This is a genomic window from Shewanella sp. NIFS-20-20 (assembly GCF_019209865.1).
GTDB lineage: Bacteria > Pseudomonadota > Gammaproteobacteria > Enterobacterales > Shewanellaceae > Shewanella.
The window spans coordinates 32,908-54,432 of record NZ_JAHUTT010000023.1 but is presented as its reverse complement, the minus strand read 5'-3'; the positions used below and the strand labels follow the sequence as shown (position 1 = coordinate 54,432).

General features: G+C 47.0%; 21 protein-coding genes and 2 pseudogenes. 13 read left to right on the top strand and 10 right to left on the bottom strand.

The window, feature by feature from the left end; translation table 11 throughout:
• Window positions 1-159 precede the first annotated feature (159 nt).
• Complete coding sequence (locus KU855_RS09305) at window positions 160-435, top strand: DUF3144 domain-containing protein (protein ID WP_218530025.1); 276 nt, start codon at window positions 160-162, stop codon at window positions 433-435.
• Window positions 436-484: 49 nt separating this feature from the next.
• On the opposite strand, the gene KU855_RS09300 is transcribed toward KU855_RS09305, so the two are convergent.
• Window positions 485-1,099, bottom strand: coding sequence for a LysE family translocator (locus KU855_RS09300; RefSeq protein WP_218530018.1), 615 nt, complete (start codon window positions 1,097-1,099; stop codon window positions 485-487).
• A 96-nt stretch (window positions 1,100-1,195) separates the two neighbouring features.
• On the opposite strand from KU855_RS09300, the gene KU855_RS09295 reads away from it, so the two are divergent.
• A complete protein-coding gene (locus KU855_RS09295) occupies window positions 1,196-1,738 on the top strand; it encodes a thioredoxin family protein (RefSeq protein ID WP_218530017.1) in 543 nt (180 codons plus the stop codon).
• Window positions 1,739-1,843: 105 nt separating this feature from the next.
• A complete protein-coding gene (locus tag KU855_RS09290) occupies window positions 1,844-3,532 on the top strand; it encodes a hypothetical protein (RefSeq protein WP_218530016.1) in 1,689 nt (562 codons plus the stop codon).
• Window positions 3,533-3,611: 79 nt separating this feature from the next.
• On the opposite strand, the gene KU855_RS09285 is transcribed toward KU855_RS09290, so the two are convergent.
• Together KU855_RS09285 and KU855_RS09280 are read right to left on the bottom strand one after the other, a co-directional pair.
• The gene (locus tag KU855_RS09285) at window positions 3,612-5,168 is read right to left on the bottom strand and encodes a S41 family peptidase (RefSeq protein ID WP_218530015.1); all 1,557 of its coding nucleotides are present in this window, start codon (window positions 5,166-5,168) and stop codon (window positions 3,612-3,614) included.
• A gap of 39 nt (window positions 5,169-5,207) precedes the next feature.
• Window positions 5,208-6,050 carry a phospholipase A gene (locus KU855_RS09280; protein WP_256260957.1) on the bottom strand — a complete coding sequence of 281 codons (843 nt, stop codon included), beginning with the start codon at window positions 6,048-6,050 and terminating at the stop codon, window positions 5,208-5,210.
• Window positions 6,051-6,295: 245 nt separating this feature from the next.
• Here KU855_RS09280 and cobA point away from each other — a divergent pair, with 245 nt between their 5' ends.
• From cobA to cysC, 5 genes are read left to right on the top strand one after another with little or no spacing between them, the layout of a single operon-like run.
• The gene (cobA, locus tag KU855_RS09275; protein WP_218530013.1) at window positions 6,296-7,114 is read left to right on the top strand and encodes a uroporphyrinogen-III C-methyltransferase; all 819 of its coding nucleotides are present in this window, start codon (window positions 6,296-6,298) and stop codon (window positions 7,112-7,114) included.
• Window positions 7,115-7,164: 50 nt separating this feature from the next.
• Window positions 7,165-8,073 (top strand): sulfate adenylyltransferase subunit CysD, encoded by a 909-nt coding sequence (gene cysD, locus KU855_RS09270; protein WP_218530012.1) that lies wholly within the window; start codon window positions 7,165-7,167, stop codon window positions 8,071-8,073.
• Window positions 8,074-8,087: 14 nt separating this feature from the next.
• Window positions 8,088-9,476: a sulfate adenylyltransferase subunit CysN gene (cysN, locus tag KU855_RS09265; protein ID WP_218530011.1), complete on the top strand. Its 1,389-nt coding sequence runs from the start codon at window positions 8,088-8,090 to the stop codon at window positions 9,474-9,476.
• A 2-nt stretch (window positions 9,477-9,478) separates the two neighbouring features.
• The gene (locus tag KU855_RS09260) at window positions 9,479-11,251 is read left to right on the top strand and encodes an SLC13 family permease (RefSeq protein ID WP_218530010.1); all 1,773 of its coding nucleotides are present in this window, start codon (window positions 9,479-9,481) and stop codon (window positions 11,249-11,251) included.
• A 2-nt stretch (window positions 11,252-11,253) separates the two neighbouring features.
• Window positions 11,254-11,907, top strand: coding sequence for an adenylyl-sulfate kinase (cysC, locus tag KU855_RS09255; protein ID WP_218530009.1), 654 nt, complete (start codon window positions 11,254-11,256; stop codon window positions 11,905-11,907).
• 791 nt (window positions 11,908-12,698) lie between these two features.
• Here the strand turns inward: cysC and KU855_RS09250 are convergent.
• Window positions 12,699-12,944 (bottom strand): hypothetical protein, encoded by a 246-nt coding sequence (locus tag KU855_RS09250; RefSeq protein ID WP_371316342.1) that lies wholly within the window; start codon window positions 12,942-12,944, stop codon window positions 12,699-12,701.
• A 293-nt stretch (window positions 12,945-13,237) separates the two neighbouring features.
• On the opposite strand from KU855_RS09250, the gene KU855_RS09245 reads away from it, so the two are divergent.
• A complete protein-coding gene (locus KU855_RS09245; protein ID WP_218530024.1) occupies window positions 13,238-14,221 on the top strand; it encodes a transposase in 984 nt (327 codons plus the stop codon).
• A gap of 235 nt (window positions 14,222-14,456) precedes the next feature.
• On the opposite strand, the pseudogene KU855_RS18860 reads toward KU855_RS09245, so the two are convergent.
• The 3 genes and pseudogenes from KU855_RS18860 to KU855_RS09225 form a co-directional block, all read right to left on the bottom strand.
• Window positions 14,457-15,142 (bottom strand): annotated as a pseudogene (locus KU855_RS18860) (IS3 family transposase); the annotation flags it as partial.
• A 64-nt stretch (window positions 15,143-15,206) separates the two neighbouring features.
• A pseudogene (locus KU855_RS09230) lies at window positions 15,207-15,377 on the bottom strand (transposase family protein); the annotation flags it as partial.
• Between the two features lie 363 nt (window positions 15,378-15,740).
• Window positions 15,741-16,571 carry a TIGR03899 family protein gene (locus tag KU855_RS09225; RefSeq protein WP_218530004.1) on the bottom strand — a complete coding sequence of 277 codons (831 nt, stop codon included), beginning with the start codon at window positions 16,569-16,571 and terminating at the stop codon, window positions 15,741-15,743.
• A 259-nt stretch (window positions 16,572-16,830) separates the two neighbouring features.
• Between KU855_RS09225 and hemG the strand changes: the two genes are divergently transcribed.
• Together hemG and KU855_RS09215 are read left to right on the top strand one after the other, a co-directional pair.
• Entirely contained in the window at window positions 16,831-17,349 is a 519-nt protein-coding gene (gene hemG / locus KU855_RS09220) for a menaquinone-dependent protoporphyrinogen IX dehydrogenase (RefSeq protein WP_371316341.1), read from the top strand.
• 14 nt (window positions 17,350-17,363) lie between these two features.
• Window positions 17,364-17,867: a cytochrome b/b6 domain-containing protein gene (locus KU855_RS09215; protein ID WP_218530002.1), complete on the top strand. Its 504-nt coding sequence runs from the start codon at window positions 17,364-17,366 to the stop codon at window positions 17,865-17,867.
• Window positions 17,868-17,918: 51 nt separating this feature from the next.
• Here the strand turns inward: KU855_RS09215 and KU855_RS09210 are convergent, their stop codons facing one another.
• The 3 genes from KU855_RS09210 to nfsB all read right to left on the bottom strand — a co-directional run bounded on the left by KU855_RS09210 (window position 17,919) and on the right by nfsB (window position 20,136).
• Window positions 17,919-18,575 carry a thiol:disulfide interchange protein DsbA/DsbL gene (locus KU855_RS09210; protein WP_218530001.1) on the bottom strand — a complete coding sequence of 219 codons (657 nt, stop codon included), beginning with the start codon at window positions 18,573-18,575 and terminating at the stop codon, window positions 17,919-17,921.
• A 171-nt stretch (window positions 18,576-18,746) separates the two neighbouring features.
• A complete protein-coding gene (locus KU855_RS09205) occupies window positions 18,747-19,391 on the bottom strand; it encodes a DNA-J related domain-containing protein (protein WP_218530000.1) in 645 nt (214 codons plus the stop codon).
• Between the two features lie 91 nt (window positions 19,392-19,482).
• Window positions 19,483-20,136, bottom strand: coding sequence for an oxygen-insensitive NAD(P)H nitroreductase (gene nfsB, locus KU855_RS09200; protein ID WP_218529999.1), 654 nt, complete (start codon window positions 20,134-20,136; stop codon window positions 19,483-19,485).
• 221 nt (window positions 20,137-20,357) lie between these two features.
• On the opposite strand from nfsB, the gene KU855_RS09195 reads away from it, so the two are divergent.
• Together KU855_RS09195 and KU855_RS09190 are read left to right on the top strand one after the other, a co-directional pair.
• Window positions 20,358-20,783: a CidA/LrgA family protein gene (locus KU855_RS09195; protein WP_218529998.1), complete on the top strand. Its 426-nt coding sequence runs from the start codon at window positions 20,358-20,360 to the stop codon at window positions 20,781-20,783.
• Between the two features lie 2 nt (window positions 20,784-20,785).
• Window positions 20,786-21,472: an LrgB family protein gene (locus KU855_RS09190; RefSeq protein WP_218529997.1), complete on the top strand. Its 687-nt coding sequence runs from the start codon at window positions 20,786-20,788 to the stop codon at window positions 21,470-21,472.
• The last annotated feature ends 53 nt before the right edge of the window (window positions 21,473-21,525 follow it).

Genomic DNA, 21,525 nt, shown 5'->3' with positions numbered 1-21,525 from the left:
CTTGGTTATATTGCTTCCAGTTGCTGATTTTGTACTTTGCCTTACCCATCATCGTCACCCATCTCAAAGTTCTAATGATCTGATCGTGGTTCTGATGATTAGTTCAATGATTTAGGAAACAACGCCGATACACAGCAACAAGCCGCAAGTTTATATCAACTGGCAGATCAGTTTATTGCGTTAGCCAATGAATTGGCGCAGCAACAGCAGGATGTGGGTAAGGTCGGCTCGGCGTTACGTTTTGCTGCTGCCCGCTTTAATGCCTTCGAGGCGGCGTTGAAATCAGCAGATTTAAGCGCCGAGAAAGAGAATGCTATCGAATGGTTTGGCAATGATTATAAAGAAATGCTGACCGATAATTTGGATTTCCATATTGCTAATCCCCCGGTGGCAACGACAGACGCGCAAGCGGATGTTGAAATATATAAAGGCTAAGCTCAAGCGTGAGCTTAGCCTTCGGCCTATAAGTGGCAATGCTTGTCACTTATAGGCTATAGATTACGCGCGTCGCAAGAAAGAGTAATACCACCCCGCTCAGTTTATCTATGATGTGTGCCTTGGCTTTCAGCTTATCCAGTACCCTTGGGTGCGATAAAGCAACGGCCACCAAGGTGTACCACAAACCATCAATCACCATTGGCGTGAGCACGATTAATGCTTGGCCTGCCAACTCCTTAGCCAGTAAGACAAATTGGCTAAATAACGCCATAAAAAAAAGTAAAATCTTAGGATTAAACAAAGAGATAGCTAGGCCATCTCGGGCAGCTTGCCAGCCTGGAGTTGGCGTACCTGCTTGCCATTTGCTGTGGTTTTGCGCTTCTGAACGTAACGCTTGGATCCCTAAATATGCGAGATACATGGCACCTATGATACTGATGGCGGTAAATAATTGCGGTGATTGCGCTAACACAGCAGCCAGACCCAATAAGGTCACTAATGCGTAAATCCCTATCCCGCAGGCATGCGCCCAGGCACAAATGATGCCGTGGCGTCGGCCACTACCTAAGGTATGACGTACCACCATGGCTAGGCTGGGGCCTGGAGACATGGCGCCGAGGAAGCAAATCGCCAATAAACTGAGAATGGCCGAAATATCCATAACATCTCTTTTTGTTAGTTGGTGGAACAACAATAGTGGTGCAGAATACAAACTCCTACCGCCTCTGGCAATGTATCAACAAAATAAGGACTATAAATGAATGGGTTACAGATAGGGGTACTGGTGTTACTGATCGGATTGCTTGGGCTATCAGTCTATTTTATCCGGTTAAAAAGCCGCGGTCACCCGCTGCCAACCATGGTGATTGCCTTCCTATTAACCTCGAGTGTGTGCATTGGTAGCGTGGGTTATTTTGTCAGCTACGGTGAAGATTATCATGCATGGCGCCAATTACAGTGGCAGCCCTTACATGCCAAGAAGATTCCGGCATTAGTGGATGCGGGCTATGTCGTTATCGTCGATATTACGTCTGACTGGTGCAGTATATGCCAGCAAAATAAAGCCAATGTATGGCAGCGCGAAGCCGTGGCGACTCGGCTGCATCGTAGCGATATCATTCTAATGCGCGCAGATGCGACCGAACCTGATGAGGCCATTAACGCCTATTTAGCTCAAGAGGGGGCTCATGGGTTTCCCTATAATAAAGTGTATGGTGCTGGCGTCAGGACCGGGATTGTATTGCCTCGAGAAGTCACGATTGCTGATTTAGAGCAGGCGTTAATCCTCCAAGGTATCTAAAGGCAGGATAATATTCAGCCAAAAGTTGATCAAATGTTACAAATTGCGGGATGTTGTGGTATTTTTAGCCAAATATTTTAATAACAGCACGCAGTGGGAGAGTACATGAAGAACCTGTTAACCTTGGTTTTGCTAATTATTATTGGGGGTGTCGGCTATTGGATGAGCCAAAAAGGCACTGACGAGGGATATGGGGACATGAGTATTTTGGCGACTATTCCGGCCGATACGGCAGTATTCTCTGGCCAATTACGCCCCTTTCCTATGAAGGTCTATCTTGAGAGTCTTAAAGGTAGCTACCAAGATGATATGTTAGCGGAATTCATGGGAGATACTAAGGCCGAAATGTTCGTCCTTAATTTCTATGATCAATACATTAGCCTCATCAATGATCCCGATGCCTTGCTGGCCGGTTTTGGTATGAGCGACAGCCTCCAAGGGTATTTTTACACTTTAGGCATGTTGCCAGTCATGAAGTGGCAAATTGCTAATCCTGAGGCCATGAATGCACAACTAGATTTAGCGGCCGCTGAAAGCGATGTCATCATGGAGCTGGGTACCATTGGTGGTGTTGAAGTTCGTCGCTATCTGTTAGATGACGAAATATCCTTGCTGGTCTCTTATCAAGCGGGTTGGATGACAATGACGTTAGATGTTATTCAGGCGGATCCGAGTTTATTACCTATGGCCTTAGGAGTGACCCCGATTGAGCATTCAATGGCGTCGACCAATCTTATTGGTGAGCTAATTGAAAAACACGGATTTTTACCGGATAGCCTGACGTTTGTGAATCACGAATCTATCGTCAACGCTATCACGGGTAAAGATCAGAGTATACTTGCCAGTCAAATCGATAAAATAGTCATGGCTCAGGGCGGCGATATGGCTGACGCACGCACTGCCACCTGTCAAGCTGAGGCTGCGGCAATCGCTAGCAACTGGCCTAAAACCGTGATGGGTATTACCCAAATGTCAATTACACCAAACCGCAGTGAGTATACGGTCAAGAGCGTGATTGAAAGCAACAATAGTGTCATGATGGCTGCGTTAGCGAGTCTGCAGGGCTTTATTCCCACAGGGATGGACGCGCTTGATGGGCGTGTATTTTCAATGGCGTTAGGGCTAAATACCGCCAAATTGTCAGGTTCGGTGAGTGATATCTGGCAACAGCTGACTCAACCGCAAGCCAGTTGTGAGTTTATTAATACATTGCAAGTATCGCTGCAAGAAGCGAATCCGGCGATGATGACCATGGGCGCCGGCATGGCGGATGGCGCGATGGGTGTTGCGTTGAACTTGTTTGATTTTCAAATGAATGAACAAGGGGAGCTTAATAAACTGGATGCTGGCATCAGTGTCTCAACGCCCAACCCAATGACCTTGATAAACTTGCTGAAAAGTATGGAACCTCGGTTTTCATCATTGGCAGTGACTGCCGATGGCACCCCGACTGACATTAGTGACATCATTGGCTTACCTAGTTTCTTACCTCTGTCGGTGATGTTAGCGGTTAAAGGTGAACACTTGGTTGTTTATAGTGGTGATAAAGGCCAAGCGTGGGCTGATGACTTAGCGAAGCAAACATTGGTTTCTAATGGCGTAATGAGTGCGAGTGCCGATTACCAAATGTTGTATGAGCCATTGGCCATCGCCATGCAGATGAGTGGTGAACCCATTCCTGCTGATTTAGAAATGCTGCAACATCAACCAATGCAGGTGGCGTTTGATATCATCGTGGAGCCTCAAGGGATTGTTTTCAATACACATATGTTGATGGAGCCTAATGCTAATTAATTCCAGCGTTTGCAACAAAGGAGCCGCTTAGGCTCCTTTTTTATGGGGGCTATTTATTCGAGCCTGCCTGCGTAGGGCATTAATTAAAGCGTGTGGCCAGTCTTTGGCTTAGCAATTTAGCCGATACCGGCGCAATGCCGATAGCCGAAATAGCTTGCTCATCAGCGTCAAACTCGACACTGGTACTCAGGTTCAATGTGAGTTGCGAGTAGGGCAGGGCAAAGCCCTTCGTTAAGGCTGTTCGACCTTGGGTCGCCTGACCAATCACATGAACTCTAGACCAGTGGCGACTGGCCACTAAGAGCCATTCACATTCTTGAATACATTCCGGTCCTGCGATAAGAATCACTCGAGCTTGGGCTAGCGAACGGCGGCTGGAGGCCGGTAAATAACGCGCCAGCGGCGGGCTTAGCATCGTTGAGCTGGCGGCGGCTGAGGTTTTAACAAATCCCAGTTGATTGAGGCTTTCGGCATCACGATGACCGCTAAGGCGATACTGACTGGTGCCGATAAGCTGGGGCTGCTGTGGCCCATATTGTTGATTAAGCAAGGTCAGCAAGGCTTGGCTGCGACCAAAACCATGGCGGATATCAATAATCACATTGGGGTAATATTGCAGTGCTTGACGTAATTGATGCTGGAGCTCGTGGTCTTCTAGCTCGGCAAAATTGGCCAAGGTCAGTAACCAATGCTCACCGTCGAGAACCTGAGTGCTGGCTGTTATATCGGCGCGAAAGCGTGGCTGTTGTGGCCATACCATTGGTACAGTGTTGGCCTGCAATCGTAGCGGTAATCCTGATTCGAGAGCTTGGTTTGCAGGGACGATTGCGGTGATGGCCTCACTGGCATGGGCTTGATTAAACCAAGCGCCTTGCAAGGCGGGTTGCCCCCAGCGTTTGAGTTGCCGATAACCGCTTAATAGTAACGATTGCATGGGTTGCTCAGCGCCGAGCTGCACTGGCTCAGTTGTGATGTGGTTGTGGTGTTGCTCGCCTTGGCTATTGGTCAAGGTTAAGCGCAGCGGCTGGTGGGGATTGACCCCCAGTAAGGGGCGCAGTTTGTGAGCCTGACTCAGGAGTTGGGCGATTTTAACCTGATCTTGTTGTTGGCTATGCGGCAAGATGCTGCGAGTCAGGGCTAACCACCGGCGTAAAGGCAGGCCATCAATGTGGGTCACGATACTGGCTTTAGGGTGCAGTAAGCGGCCATTGGCTTGTTTGGCCACATAGTGGCCGTTAAAGTAGCTGAGTTGATAATCGTGATAAGTGGGGCTATTGATGTTGGTCGGCGCTTGATGGTTGGCGCTTAGGTGTAAATTAGGGTCGTTGAGTTGGCTGAGTATTTGGCTGAGGCGTAATTGGTACTCAGTGACGGTGATCCCATCTTGGCTGAGGTTGAGCAGGCTAGGTTGCCAGCGTTGCCATTGGGTTAACCAGTGCTGGTTGGTGTTGATTGCCACAAACGCTGAGTGTGTCTTTAGCGCGTTATCAATATCAGCTAATTCTTTAGCGACTTGATATTGCGATAAATATTCAGGCGCCGGCGCCGGTGGCCAATGAAAACTGGCTAAGCGCAGCACGCATAAGGCGATGATGGTCAAAAAAATAACATAAATGGATCGATAACCAGCTTTCATTTCCTTCCCTTGACCTTGCTGCAACGGTCAAGGTTGCAGCTAGAGGATGTCGTTGAGCGACACACCAATACCCAGTCGCTGGGTATGAGCATTGTAATCAATCAAACTTTCACCGTAGCCGTTAAAGTATTGTCCATATAACCGCAGATTGCCGAGAATTGGATAACTCCAAGTCAATTCTAACGCTCCGCGATTGGGGCTAGCGAAGTTGTTTCTTAGCATGAGGCTAAATCTATGCTGCTCAATACCGTAGGCAGAGGTGATTTCAACATGGCCCAAGTAATCGCTAATGTCAGGATTGTCGTCCCCTCTAGGATCGCCAAAATAGGCTTTTTCATCTTCAGGTAAGCGCCACCAGACTTTGGTCTCCATCGCAAAGGGACCGCTATCAAATACCATGGTGGCATAGAGTCGATTCCAACTGCGCGACAGAGCGCGGCTCTTACCGTTCGATTGATGGACTAAGCCCAGCCCCCACAGCGAATTGGTTAATGGGCCAATCTGCAAATCATTATTAAACATCATAAACATTTCGGGTTCATGATTGGTTTCGCGAAAGGGTGACGAAGCATTCTTGTTATACACCTGCCACCAAGACTTATTAGTATAGGCAAAGAATAAATGGCCGTTATCGCCAAAGATGTTGTACCAAAGCGGGAATTTGAAACTGATTTGAAATTTAGCTTCTACATCGTCTAACTGAATCGTGTCTGGTTGATCGGAGGCGGCGATAAATGGCTGTAGATTGGGCGAGGGATTATAGGTCACAGGTAATAGATAATTGACCTTATGGGGGGTGATCACAAACGGCAGATCAGAGGTGGCTAATTCTTCCTGAACTCGTTGCTCTAGTAACGAGTCATCGGCACGGGCGAGCCCCATTATGGCACTGGTAAACCCTGCCCAAATTAACGTCCGGAAGATAGCGTGTTTCATTCTGTTTTCCCGCTGAATTCATGTTTCGACGGTTAATTCTAAACACCCTGGCCAGCCAATGCACCCCTTGTTCACTTATGCTCAACAACTTTATTACCTTTTGGTATAAGCTCTGCGGTTTGTCTATTTATCTAATTATAAAGTTACGCTTATAGTGTGAGGCACTAAATAACCTAGTTTGCGGAGGCGCTATGGCGCAGCAAGATGACATAGTGACACTCGCTTATGCCAAAGCGATTCCTGGCCTTGTTAGTTTGGTAGGTGCCGGCCCTGGGGATGCCGATTTGTTAACGGTTAAAGCCCTTAAGTGCTTACAGCAAGCAGACTGCATATTGTATGACGCATTGGTCAGTGAGGACATTTTGGCGCTGATCCCGGCCGCAACCGAACAAATTTTGGTGGGCAAGCGTGCTGGTTGCCACAGTGCAACCCAATCTGAAATCAATCAATTGCTGATCACTAAGGCCTTTACTCGTCGCCACGTGGTGCGACTTAAAGGCGGCGACCCCTTTATTTTTGGCCGTGGTGGTGAAGAATGTTTAAGCCTTAAGGCGGCAGGTGTTCGCTATCAAGTGGTACCAGGGATTACTGCAGCCAGTGGTGCGGCGGCCTATGCTGGGATCCCACTAACTCACCGAGCGCTGGCCCGCAGTGTCAGTTTTATCACAGGTCACAGTTTGGATGATGATGCTCTCGATTGGCAAGAATACCGCTCGGCACAAATGACCTTAGTAATTTATATGGGGGTTGAGAAGGCCGCCGTTATCGCTCAACGCTTAATCGCCGCGGGCCGCTCAGCGCAGACCGCGGCGGCCTTTGTGGCGAACGCCAGTCGTGCTAATCAAAGTGTTCACGCTTGCTCGTTGGCCGATATCGCCGCGGGCAAGATCAGTAACATTCCGACCCCCGCCTTGCTGATCGTGGGAGATGTGACCCAGTTAGCTAGCGAGATCACATGGTTTGAGGGGCGCAACCAAGGTTGTACTAAATCTAATCAACAAGTTAACTAATTGGCACCCTTGCCAACTCGTAACCTTAGTCGCCAATAGGGAGATTCAAGATGGTCCAAGATGAACTCAGTCATCTCGCACAATTGGAAGCTGAAAGCATCCATATTATCCGCGAAGTTGCCGCAGAATTTGCTAACCCAGTGATGATGTATTCCATCGGCAAGGATTCATCTGTCATGCTGCATTTGGCTCGAAAGGCATTTTACCCCGGCAAAATTCCTTTTAAATTACTGCATGTCGATACCGGCTGGAAATTTAAAGAAATGATTGCCTTTCGGGATCAACAAGTGGCCAAGTTTGGTTTGGATTTGTTGGTGCATACTAACCCAGAAGGGTTGGCCCAAGGCATTAATCCGTTCGATCACGGCAGCGCCAAGCACACGGATATTATGAAGACTCAGGCGCTCAAACAGGCTCTTGATCAGTATGGATTTGATGCCGCTTTTGGTGGGGCACGCCGAGATGAAGAAAAATCTCGCGCAAAAGAGCGGGTCTATTCGTTTCGTGATAAACACCATCGCTGGGATCCTAAAAATCAACGCCCCGAATTGTGGCAAACCTACAATGCGGCTATCGATCCTGGCGAAAGCATTCGCGTTTTCCCGCTGTCAAATTGGACTGAGCTCGATATTTGGCAGTACATCAAGCAAGAAAACATCGAGATAGTGCCATTATATTTTGCCCAGCCAAGGCCTGTGGTTGAGCGTAAAGGTCAGTTGATCATGGTCGATGATGAGCGCATGCCGCTGACCGTTGACGATGAAGTGTTGCACCTCAATGTGCGCTTTCGCACCTTAGGTTGTTATCCCTTAACTGCAGCCATGCCATCTGCAGCAACCAGTTTAGATGACATTATCGAAGAAATGCTGTTGGCGCGGTCGAGTGAGCGCCAAGGACGATTAATTGATAGTGATCAATCCGGCTCGATGGAGTTAAAGAAACGTCAGGGTTATTTCTAAGGCAGGGCTAAGTCATGAATAATACACAGCAATATATACAACAACAGCAACATAAAAGTTTATTGCGCTTGCTTACGTGTGGCAGTGTCGATGATGGTAAAAGTACCTTGATTGGACGTTTGCTGTATGACAGCACTCAGATCTATGAAGATCAGCTCGCTAGCTTGAAAAGTGATAGTGCTAAGTTGGGCACGACCGGCGATACCCTCGATCTTGCCTTATTGGTCGATGGACTGCAGGCCGAGCGTGAGCAGGGCATTACTATCGATGTGGCTTATCGCTATTTTTCGACCAAGAAGCGTAAGTTCATCATCGCTGACACCCCAGGTCATGAGCAATATACCCGCAATATGGCTACCGGCGCATCGACCTGCGAGTTGGCCGTGGTGCTTATCGATGCTCGCTACGGGGTGCAAAGCCAAACTCGCCGCCATGCCCTGATTGCCTCATTGCTCGGAATAAAGCATTTAGTGGTCGCCATCAATAAGATGGATTTAGTCGATTATTCCCAGAGTCGTTATCAGCAAATCGTTGCTGGAGTCGATGAGTTTGCCGCGAGCCTAGGTGAACTCAATATTGACTATGTCCCAGTGTCAGCCTTGGTTGGCGATAACGTGGTTAATCCAAGCCAGCATATGCCATGGTATCAAGGCGAGAGCTTGTTGAGCTTACTTGAGAATGTCGATACTCGTACCAGCTTGCGTACCGAACCTGTGAGAATGGCTGTGCAATATGTCCAGCGACCCAATTTGGATTTCCGCGGTTACGCGGGCACTTTGCAAAGTGGCACGTTAAGTGTCGGTGATGAGCTAGTGGTCTATCCCTCGGGTAAGCGCTCAACGGTGGCCAGAATTGTAACCTTTGATGGTGACTTACCGCTGGCTGTTGCCGGTCAGGCCATTACTTTGACCTTGAATGATGAACTTGATATTTCCCGTGGCGATTTACTGGCTGGGGTGGAGGCTCCGCCGCAATTAGCTCGCGAGATCCGTGCCGATCTGGTGTGGATGGATGAAGCGCCACTAGTGTTAGGCAAGCTTTATGATGTCAAAGTGGGTCATAAGCTGATTCAAGCCAGCGTGACCGCGATTGATTATCAATTGGACGTAAATAGCTACCAACAGCAAGCGGCTTCTAGCTTAGCGCTCAACAGCATCGCCCGTGTGAGCCTAAGTTTAAGCGAGACCATTGCCTTTGATCCCTATCAACAGCTGCGCCACAGTGGCAGTTTGATTGTGATTGACCGTTTAACCAATGCCACGGTGGCAGCCGCTATGTTGGTGGCGCCAATCGAGGGGGCCGCGAAGCCGCAATTTAGTGACTTTGAACGTCAGCTTAATGCGCTGATCCGCCAGCAATACCCGCATTGGCAAGCGATTGATATAACAACGCTGGAGTCTTAATTATGTCGACCTGGGTCAGTGCTGCCTCACAGTGGTGGGTTACGGTAGAGCCCTTTGGCCTAGGTGCGATCTTAGTCATGTTAGTGGCCGGACTCATCAAAGGGGTGGCGCAGCCGGCCCTGTTGTTTAGTTTGGCGGCGATCAGTTGTTATTTACTGGGTTATGTCAGCTTGGCTGGCTTATTAAACCACTTCGCCAATGAAGGTTTAGTCACGCTCATGTTATTGATGTTGGTGTCTTTAGCCTTAGAAAAAACCCGATTATTAACCCGCTTGAGTCGCTCTATCGGTCGAGGGTCATTATCCATCACCTTGCTGAGGCTAAGTTTTTCAACCGCACTATTATCATCGTTTACTAATAACACTGCCGTGGTGGCATCATTAATCGGCGCAGTGCGACATAACACAGGCCATGCCCCGACCAAGTTGTTATTGCCTTTGTCTTACGCAGCGATTTTAGGAGGAACCTTAACCTTAATTGGTACTTCGACCACCTTAATCGTTAACTCGTTTGTGGTGGGCGCGGGATTGCCGGCAATTGGTTTTTTCGAGTTCACTGGCATTGGCGCCATTATCGTTATCGCTGGCGTGTTGTTATTGGCGTGGCTGGCGATGTTTATGCCAGATAGGGACACCTCGTCGACGCAGCAAGGTTGGTATTTACTTGAAGCGCAAGTGAGCTCTGGCAGTAACTTGGTGGGGAAAAGCATTCAAGACAATCATTTGCGTGCACTAAAACACTTATATTTAGTCGAACTTGAACGCGGAGGCATTCGGATTTGTCCGGTGCCGCCGGGATTAGTATTACAACCCGAGGATAAATTACGGTTTTCTGGCGCTGCCGATGCCATGGCAATATTGGAGCAATTTGATGGCCTTGAATGGTTTGGAAAGCAACAAGCACGTGGCCAAAACTTGCTCGAAGCCGTGATATCACCCACCTCGAGTTTAGTGGGACGCTCGCTGAAGCAAGCCAAATTTCGAGAGACTTTCGATGCAGCCGTGGTGGCCATACGCCGCGGAGCTAACCCATTAAAAGGGGGGCTTGGTGATATTGAATTAATGGCCGGCGATATGCTGGTGTTAGCGCCTGGAGCACACTTTAGCCAGCAGCCGCTACTGCGGGATGACTTTCTCGCCATCAGTGGCTTAGACATTAGTGTTCGATTAGATAGTCGCCGCAATCTATGGGTATTGCTCAGCTTTGCATTAACGATAGCTTTGAGCGTGTTGGCTGTCGTGCCCTTAGTCAAAGGCTTGAGTGCCTTATTGTTGTTTTATTTAGGCATAGGTGCGGTCAGCTTTGATGAGATCAAACGTCGTTTCCCCTTGGGATTAATGCTGGTGGTCGGTAGTGCCTTGAGCCTAGCGAACTTGATGTTGCGCTCTGGCTTAGCCGATACCATGGCGACTTGGGTGTTGGCTATCAGCGGCGGAATGGGGGTAATGGGCGCCTTTATCTTAGTGTATTTATTAACCTTATTACTGACGGAGTTGATGACAAACAATGCGGCAGCCGCATTGGCTTTCCCTATAGCCTATGCCATTGCGCTGAGTTATGGCGTCGACACTCGTCCTTTTATTTTGGCCGTAGTGTTTGGTGCCAGTGCGAGCTTTATATCGCCCTATGGTTACCAAACCAACATGATGGTGCAAAGCGCAGGCAATTATCGGTTTAGTGACTTCTTGCGCTTGGGCTTGCCTTTATCGGTATTGTACTCGGTCTTAGTCTTGCTGTTAGTACCAGCTTGGTTTCCTTTTTTTGATGTGAGGTAAATATGAAATTAACTGAGCCTGCGCCTTTAGCGCCCTTGAGAAATGAACAAGACTTGGTGTGGCATCAACATCTCGTCACGGCCGAGGAACGTGCCAATCAAAAACAACAGCAACCGGTGATTTTATGGTTTACCGGTCTCTCTGGCGCGGGTAAATCCACCTTAGCAGGGGCGTTAGAGCAAGCACTGTTTGCTGCAGGCCATCACACCTACTTGCTCGATGGCGATAATGTCCGTCATGGTTTGTGCAAAGATTTAGGCTTTAGCGCCGCAGAGCGCGATGAGAATTTACGACGGGTTGGCGAAGTCGCCAAGTTGATGTTGGATGCGGGCTTAGTGGTGCTATCAGCCTTTATTTCACCAACCCGGGCCGAGCGTGACGCCATCCGTGCTAGCGTCCCCGAGGGACAATTTATTGAAATTCATGTGGCGACGCCTCTGGCCGTGTGTGAAGCGCGAGATCCTAAAGGTTTATATGTCAGTGCCCGCAGCGGTGAGATTGCAAATTTCACTGGTATCTCAGCCCCTTATGAAGCACCTTTGGCCGCAGAGCTCACCATAGATACCAGTAAAAGTGAGTTGTCCCAACAAATTGATACCTTGATGACTTACTTAAGCGCGCTGGATATTATAAAACCTCATCATCAGCGTGGTTAATTGGCATAGCAGTAAGTCTTAGCCTTGAGTGACGCTTCAATCCATTGCAGCCGTTAAGCGCTTAAATCCCGATGGGAGATATAGGTCATTGAATGATGATAGATATTTTTGTTGGCTCAGGTGACAAAAGCGGTTGGTATTATAAGGATCTAGTCTGGGGGATAGAAACCCCATTGCCATGCATGGTTTGCTCAAGGCCATGGCAATTCGAGAGTCATGAGAAGAGGCAATTGTAATTTTCATCTCAATTCTATTGAAGCCACCCATTATTAGAATTCTATTGAAGCCACCCATTATTAGTGAAAATTCTATTGAGGCAATTCTATTGAGGCCACCCATCATTGATGAATGACAACCCATCTTAATTCGTTGTCAGTTTCCCTTCAAAGCCAAGCATCCCTATTCGGTTCAATACGTAAGAAAGTCTATTGAGGCCACCCTTCATTAATGAATGGCAACCCATCTTAATTCGTTGTCAGTTTCCCTTCATAGCCAAGCATCCCTATTCGGTTCAATACGTAAGGGCGCAATACGCAGGCCACCCATCCTTTTTCAGTGGTATATAGCAAAGGGTTGCCATAGTATTTTCTACTGTCTAGATGGGGATTGCTGCCATCCAACATGTGGATTTGTGCCGCCCAACATGAGATAAGCAAATGGCGACTGTGTCTATTGGTAAAATAAGGGGCAGCAATGAGGTACTTTTGAGCTCATATTGCCATGAGGCAAGTTAGGCTTAGCAAGAATGGCTGCTGGGCAGCGATAACTAAGCCTAAAGCACATAGTTGGAATTAATCTTCCATCCAATCTAAATTTGGCAAGGCACTTAAATGCTTATTGTAACGGGTTTCATTAAATGAGGCGTCATTTAGCATCACATCACTGACTTCAATCGCCAGGGCGCAAGCCATCCATTGAATGGCTTCTTCTCTAGGGGTGCCGGTCATGACTAAACGCATTAAAGTTTCTTTTACCTTCTTCGGTTCACCATCAGCAATCTGATTTTCGACGGTTTCAATCAGCGTTTCTTCAGTCATGTAACTTTCTTGCTGGTTATCCATTGTTGACCACTCTATTGTGTAAATCAGGCCATTATGCCGCAACCTGACTGTCAGAAATACTGTTGATATTGAATTTGTTGCTGATCAATGGCATCGATCATTTAGCAAGCCACACATTTAAAATAATTATTCAGTCGGCCCTTTTACCTAGCTCCCATCTTTTATGGCTCACATATATCATGGGTGGCCTTGTTAAAAAGCTAATTGCAAATGGAGGGGCTTAGTCTTTTCTACTATGCTGATGGGTGTTGTTGATGTTGGAGCCTGTTATGCCGCGCCTAAGAAGAACCCAAATCAGTATTGAAGACACGCCTTATTACCACTGCTGTAGCCGTGTTGTCCGCCGCGCATTCTTGTGCGGGGATGATAAATTCTCAGGTAAAAACTACGACTACCGGCGAGATTGGGTGACTGAGCGCATTCAAGTGCTCGCCCAAGTGTTTGCCATTGATGTGGCGGCCTTTGCGGTGATGTCTAATCATTTGCATTTGGTATTGCGAGTCGACATTGATAGCGCCAATGCTTGGAGTGACAAACAAGTGGTCGAGCAATGGCATCAATTGTTTAAAGGGGATGACTTAACGCAAAAATTTGCCCAAGGCGAGCTAGTGGCTCCTCATGATGTGATACGACTTAAACATGCCATCGCCATATATCGCAGTCGCTTGTGTGATATCTCTTGGTTTATGCGCTGTTTAAACGAACCTATCGCCAGACAAGCCAATCAGGAAGATGGTTGCTCGGGCCGATTCTGGGAGGGCAGGTTTAAATCACAAGCCTTATTGGATGAAGCAGCAGTACTTGCCTGCATGGCTTATGTGGACTTAAACCCAATAAGGGCAAACGAAGCCGCTACCCCAGAGCAATCAGATTTCACCAGCATTCAACTGCGAATACACGCCGCGCTCAAGGGCGAAGAACCCCAAGCTTTACTGTCATTTCAAGGCGATGAGCACGCAGGCCAGCCCATCGGTCTTAATTTTGAGTTCAAGGATTATCTTGAACTCATTGAAGATACAGGGCGAATCATCCGTGATGACAAGCGAGGTTCGATACGAGAGGGCAGCAGTCGCGTACTTAATCGTATCAACATGCCAGCAGAGCGCTGGTGTAAACTTATCACCGAATTTGGCAAGCTATTTCATGGCCCGGTGGGCACTACGCCAGAGCTCACACTATTTTGTGAACATTTACAAAAGCGGCGACGACACTTTGCTAAAAGTTGTCAGTATTTAAGCCCTGACAAAATTTAATAAATCCAATACCCCCAAGATCCTATCTCATTAAGCTATGAGCCAAGAAAGTGTGGCCAATCTCCAGCATTTATCCGTAAATTAGCCTCGAACAGTTTGAATTTAACTTAATGACAACATAAATTTCTTCGTAGTCGGCTCAAGCGATACACACATAAGATGCCATTAGCAAAAACGGTAGATTTTGTTGATTAGGAATGGGTGGCTGTCTAATTTAGCTGTCTAATTTACTCTGTACCCACGCTTGCTCAGGTCGTTCAACATCAAAATCCTGTTTAAGTTCATTATCATATGTAGGTTTCTTGTGGTCGCTGTTCGTTGTGGCTTTGTATTTCTTTTTATAACGTACCCAAACATTTGCTTCTTTTATCAATTGAGCGGTTTTCTTACGTCCAACAGGATAATCAAGTGAATTCAAAGCCTTCTGAATACGTCGTTGCCCATAGGTATTATCACTAAAGTCGGCAATATTTTTCACCCATTGCAACATTTCTTGATGCTCAGTATCAATAGGTACCTGAGACTTGCGCTTTTGATAGCTATAGTAATTATTATTTTTCACACCCAACACGTGACACATTAATATCACCGGCCAGATCTTCTTATTTTGGGCAATAAACGCGTATTTTACTTCGTTTCTTTGGCAAAGAAGACCGTCGCTTTTTTTAATATCTCACGCTCCATTTCTAAGCGCTTTACTTGTGCCTTTAGCTTGCGGATCTCTTCTTGCTCAGGTGTTAGCTTGCCATTGCCTCTAAATGCATGACCATCATCATTTTCTGATTCTTTTATCCAGCGACCAAGTAGTTGAGGAGTGAGCTCTAAATTTCTAGCGGCTTCAGCAATACTGTAATTTTGCTCTCTTACCAGTGCAATGGCATCAAGCTTGAATTCTTTTGAATAGGATTTACGTGTTTTCATTTCAATCTCCAGTTAAATCAATTATCTCTTAACTGGGGTAGTCGTATCAATTAAACCACGTCAACCACTCATGGTGGCCAAGAACGTACTCGCGAATGTCAGTCCAACCTTGGCCTCCAGCTATCACGGAACAGATTGAACCAAATAAAATATCGAACAGTGGATAGTCTATTTTTGCGCTTTGTCGCTCGTCGCGGATGATGGTGAAATGCGCTTTGATGGTATCTAAATTCATGGCCACTCCTCAAAAGAGGAGCATAAGATCACAGTCGGCTCGTCAGGTCAAATTTGACCTAGAATTGGGCGAAAAATGTTCATGATCTTGCCCTGGCTTATAGCCTTGTATTGAATCAATGTGTTAACTATAAATTACGCTGCTTCTTGGTTATAAAGCCTTACCATCAGAGCAATTAAATTGCACTAGGGGGAGCGTATCTGTTGTCGTTAATGCATTGACTTGCCATGATGCGTGCGTTGGGCTGGTTGTCTAAACCCACATTATTAAATTGCACTAGGGGGAGCGTATCTGTTGTCGTTAATACATTGACTTGCCATGATACGTGCGTTGGGCTGGTTGTCTAAACCCACAAGACCTGAGTTATTCTAACCAAGCAAAATCTCGCTTGAACAGTGCCCGCATGGCTTGCCAATATTGACTATCATGGCGGCTACTAACTAATTGTACGAGCTCGTCACCAATCGGGGTGAATCGGTAGTAAGTGAACACTAACTTAGCGCTCTTGGGCCGGCATTGCGACTGCGCTTGTTGATTATGCCAAGAGATGGCTTGCTTGGGATCAAGCAGTCCCGTTTCAAATTCACTCTTATGCAAGATATTGGCTTCTTGCAGGGTCAGAATGGCAGAGTATGGTAATCCAAACTGACTCAAAGGCAGGCCGGTGTTGATGGGTTTACGCCAATACTGCCTTAGCCCTCCAGTATTTCGGTAACCACTTAGCAGAAGTAAGTGTTGATCATTATTTAAGTATCCCGACAAGGATTTAGCGCGTTCTAAAATGATCGCTTCACGTTGGGTTAATTGTTGCAGCACTTGTAAGCTGCGAATACTAAAATGACCGGGTTTGACGACTTCACTGGCGAGGATCCTCGCCCATAATTCTTGCATCTTGCGATGGTTAATTTGTTTGGCCAGTTGCAGGTATTGCATGGTCCAGTCGCTGTCGAGTTCGGTGCCCGTTACATCAGATGGTGTCAGCGCTAGGGAGATTTTGTATATGCTTTCAAGATTTTGCTGGTATTGGTCTTCCAGTATTTGTTGGCGTTTAGTGCTGCGCTCACTCAAGCTGGCTTCACTGGCCTGATAGTGGCTGTCGCTGGCCAGACCTAGGTGGCGTCCTATCAACAAGGTTTTTTGACGAGCCGAAGCGTGTTTATCCTGAGGTGGCGGTGCGATTGGCTTACTGGTCATTGAGTCTCACTCGCTAAAGATAACATGGTCAAATAACGCTCTGGCAGTGGAGGCGTCGAGCTCACAGCCATGCTGTGAGTCTGTTGCTTACACTTAATAGCATATTGTTATTCATAGAATTTGTGAAATAGTTTACGTTTTGTTGGGTTTTCGGTTAATTAGCCTTGATGGCGTGATCTCTCTCAAATACAAGATCCATACTATCTTTTACACTGGCATAATGATGGCGAGAGCTTTTTTTACCGGTAGAGACAGCAAAGTGAAGACACTGATTTTATGTTCAAGCGTTCATGGCCATACGCGCCTTATTTGTGAGCGTATCCAGAGTCAACTGGTTGCCATGGGCGAAGAGGTGACTTTAGCTGGGCTAACAGAGGCACCAGAATTATCCGAGTTTGATAAAGTACTCATTGGCGCTAGCATTCGTCATGGTAAGCATCAGGCCAATGTAGTGTCATTTATGATCCAACATCGTGAGTTGTTGCAGCAGAAAATTTGCGGTTTCTTTTCGGTCAGTTTAGTGGCGCGTAAACCGGGTAAAAATACGCCAGAAACCAATGCGTATATGCAAACGTTTTTAACCCAAATTAATTGGCAGCCGCCAATCCTTGAAGTCTTTGGCGGTCGTTTGAATTATCCTGGTTATGGCGTAGTAGATAGAAATATCATCCGATTTATCATGTGGGTAACCAAGGGACCTACGGCCGCAGATACCGATATTACCTTCACCGATTGGGATAAAGTTAGCGCCTTGGCTGTGCGCTTTTTGCAAGCATAAGATAAGGCCTGTGTATGTGGGAAAAATTGCAACAGCGGTTACATTTATTGCTGATCTTGGGGTCATTGTGGCTGATTGTCACTAGCCCGTGGGTCCTTATTGGCCGGCAATTACGAGCTAGTGCCAGTTGGTGGGATATCGGCCATGTGTATTTAGGCTTAGCCATGCTCCCTCTAGCGGCGTTATTTTTACTTAAAAACTGCCGCCAAGGTCATTGGCGTTTATATTTCCCCTACCTTGGGGGGCAGTGGCAAGATGTTGGCCGAGATTGCCGTAACTTATGCCGAGGAAAATTACCCGTCGCCGGTGGCGCAGGATTGATCAGCGTTATCGAAGGCGGGTTAATGCTGTTGTTAGTCGGCACCTGCCTGACTGGTGCCATGTGGTTTGTTCAACAAGGTGGCAGTGACGCTTTGTTTTGGCGGGGATGGCATATTGATATGGCGTGGGCATTTGGGGTGGGGTTAATCGTGCATATGTTATGCGCCATGCTGCATGTAATTGATATGATGCGGTAATATCAGGCCATAAAAAAAGCGCCATTGGCGCTTTTTTTATGAGTATGGCACTTATTTCTTGGTCGATAAGTAATTAATCAGTTCAACCATCTCACTTAACGTGCGCATTTGACCTAAGTTAACCGCATATTTGTCGTTAACAATGAAGGCTGGCACACTTTGGATTTTAAATTTGTTTTGCTCTGCACGCCATAAAGCCAATTTTTCATTGGTGATGGCATTGTCAGCTAATGCATCATACTGACTGGCGCTGATCCCATGCTCGGCAAACACTTTTTTAATGTCATCGCGACTGGTGATGCTAGGCTCATGCTTATGGCCTGGTGCGCTGTGATCGTGGCCATTGGCGGCGTCTTCGCCTTGAATGGCGTTAAACATGGCAATATTTAATTTTTCAGACTGATCTAGTTGGTGAATAACGGCCAGTGCACGCATCACTTCAGTGCCAATCTCAGAGTTCATAAAGTCTACGTGCTTGGTTTCAAACTGAATAGACTTATCCAATCTTGGCTTGATCACTGGCATGTATTGAGTTTCAAAGGCAAAACAGTTGTGGCAATAGAAAGAGAAAAACTCAGTCAACTTTGGCTCGGCAGACGCCGGCTGGTTGGTGATCTGGGTGTAGTGGGTGCCTTCAACAAAATCCGCGGCGTAAGTGGCTAATGGCGAGATGGCTAGCGTAAGTGCTAGGGCTAACTTCTTAATCATAATGTCCTCAGAATTGACACAAAAGAGGCCTAAGCCTTGATAAAGTCAGGTTAGGTTGCTTGGCTTAATTATCGCTTAATCGGTGTCGAGTTACTGGGCGATTTATGTGAGCCTGCTTGAAGTTTTGGCATGACTTAATTAGCCATCTGCTAAAAGCTTCATTGAATTGGGCTAATTGCGTTCGATAACGTCTCGTAAACTTTGCCAAGCTTCACACACTTGGCGAAAGCGGGCGGCATCTCCTTGCTGGCGATCTGGGTGCCATTGCAGGGCTAATCTGCGCCATTGTTTACGGATTTCACGAGCACTGGCGGTGGGTGGCAGCTCTAATGCCGCTAATGCTTCAGTTTTGTCTAATTGCGCCTGATTAAAGCCCATGAAGTTTTGGTATTTACTCCAAAACGAGTCCAGCATTTCTCTCACTACATTAGCGCAAGTGTCATAGTGATTCCAGTCGGAATAATAGTCGCGAAGGTTGCTATCTTGGGCGAGTGCGAGCTTAGGGTTATTGGGTACCTGAGTCGATAAATGAATATCCATGGCTTGAATGTGGAGCCAATGAGTGGGCAACAACATGCTTTGTATTTCAAACAAGGCATTCATCATTAGGAAATTGCGTTTGAATAGATTTTTTTGAGGGTCAGTATCGAGCTCATCCAGCAGGCCTTGCTGGCTCAGTTCTAATGCTAGAAGATGGATTTTCCAATGTTGATCAGAGGCTTTGAGTAAACTCAGCAATGGCCAGATCAAGGGGTTCTCCACCTGAGGCTGTTCCCCTTGCGGGACTAACATCTGCGGGGATGGGTCCAATAGCATAGTTATCACCTTATCAAACGAGATGTTTTAACTATGCCATAGGCTTTGGCAAGCGCAAATCAGTAAAAAGGTGGAGAAATGACTTGTCGAGCTAGATCTCGGTAAAAATTGTTGTCTGGGCTAAACGTGACTTAGGCAAGTTAGCATTAAAATCAGTGGGACTCCGATAGCCTAAAGCTACCAACACGGTTGCGCCATAGCCTTTGTCACGTAATCCAAGCTCATGATTTAGTGCGCTAGCGTCGAACCCTTCAATCGGGCAAGCATCGATGCCCATCACGGCCGCGCCCAATAATAAGGTGCCTAATGCCAAGTAGACTTGTTTATCCATCCAATGCTGACAGTCTTTGAGTTCGTTATTATGCATGCCGACAAAGAAGGCACGGCCGGTCGCAATGGCTTGCTTACTGGCCTCATCACTAATGCGGCCATCTTTTTGCTCTTGATTGAGCAATGATTGTAAATAGCCATCATCTAAGGTGGTTTTGGTGCATAGGGCCACTACCGCGGAAGCATTGAGAATTTTTGGAGTATTAAATCCATAGTTTTCAGTACTTTTAGCTATTTTCTGTTTGCCTGATTCTGTGGTGGCTATGATGAAATGCCATGGCTGAGAATTGACAGAAGATGGACTAAATTGCAGCAAGGTTTTGATGTCGGCTAATTGCGCCTCAGTCAATAAGCGGCTGCTATCAAACGCTTTGGTGGTATAACGATTTTTGACGGCATCGATCAGGTGAGACATGGACATTCTCCAAGGGGGTAAGGCTTGATGTTTTATCATATTTAGGTCGATATTGGCAGACTTGGATGCGAGCCTAGAGTAGATATTTCGATTAATTTTACGCCCTGGATTGTCACTGAGGCTGGATGCTTTATTGGCATGAATGTCATGCGTATTATTCAATTTTTCTATGCTGTAAAAGTTCGTACACTTGCCACCAATGTTTATGGTTTGGAGTCGTCATGACCCGCATTCAATGGCGAGCAGCTATTAGTCGCTGCTGCTTACTCATTATTCAGGTTGGCGCTTTGATGTTGCTGGCCTTCGGCTGCGATCAGTTGGCATTGTGGTTAGGCTTGCCTATACCCGGCAGTGTGTTGGGGTTGGCGCTGGTGCTCATTCTGCTTGGGACACAATCGATGCCGGAGCGTGCGATTCAGTTAGGGGCTGCCTGGCTTATTGGAGATTTGTTGTTATTTTTTATTCCGCCTGTGGTGTCGGTGCTCCATTTTGAAAGCTTGCTTGAAACTTATGGGGTGCAGTTATTGTTGCTGGTGGTGATTGGCACCGCGTGTGTCATGATTGGCACGGGGTGGATGGTGGATAAGCTCTTTACCCTGGAGCAGCGATATAACCAAGCTAAGCAAGCTCGGTTGGAGAGTCGTTAATCATGGATTATGTCTTTGCTTGGGGCAGTGTTTTGTTGACCCTAGCTTGCTATTATGGCACAAAAATACTCTATCGAAATTGTAAGATCTGGTTTTTCGCCCCGATATTTTTAGCCCCTTTGCTATTGATCTTGCTGGTATTAGGGCTCGATATTCCATTGCAAAGTTACAGTCAGTACAGCCATTATTTTTCCAGCCTGTTGGCGCCAGCGGTGATTGCCTTTGCTTTACCCATTTATCGTGAACGCCATATGATAGTTCAATACCCACTAACATTAACCTTTGGTGGCATGTTTGGTTTACTCTTGGGGCTGTTGTCCACTTGGGGCTTGAGTCAATTCATTACCTTACCGCCAGAGCTCTCTCATAGTGCCTTAGCGCGCTCAGTGTCGACACCATTTGCCTTGGCAGCCACCACCAGTTTTGGCGGGATCCCAGCCTTGACCGCCATGTTAGTGTTGGCGACAGGAGTGATAGGCATGTTGATTGGCGAGCCGATGTTTAAATTGATGAAGCTTAACTCGTCATTGGGGAAAGGCATGGCGTTAGGAGCATCATGTCATGGGGCCGGCACTGCTAAAGCGACTGAAATAGGGCAGCAGGAAGGGGTGATTGCCAGCCTGACCATGATTTTCACCGGGGTCGGCATGGTACTGGGCGCGCCCTTGTTTGCCTATTGCTTAGGCTAGCTAAATCATTGCGTCATGGCGCTCAACATCTGACCTCAGTGCAATACTTGTGC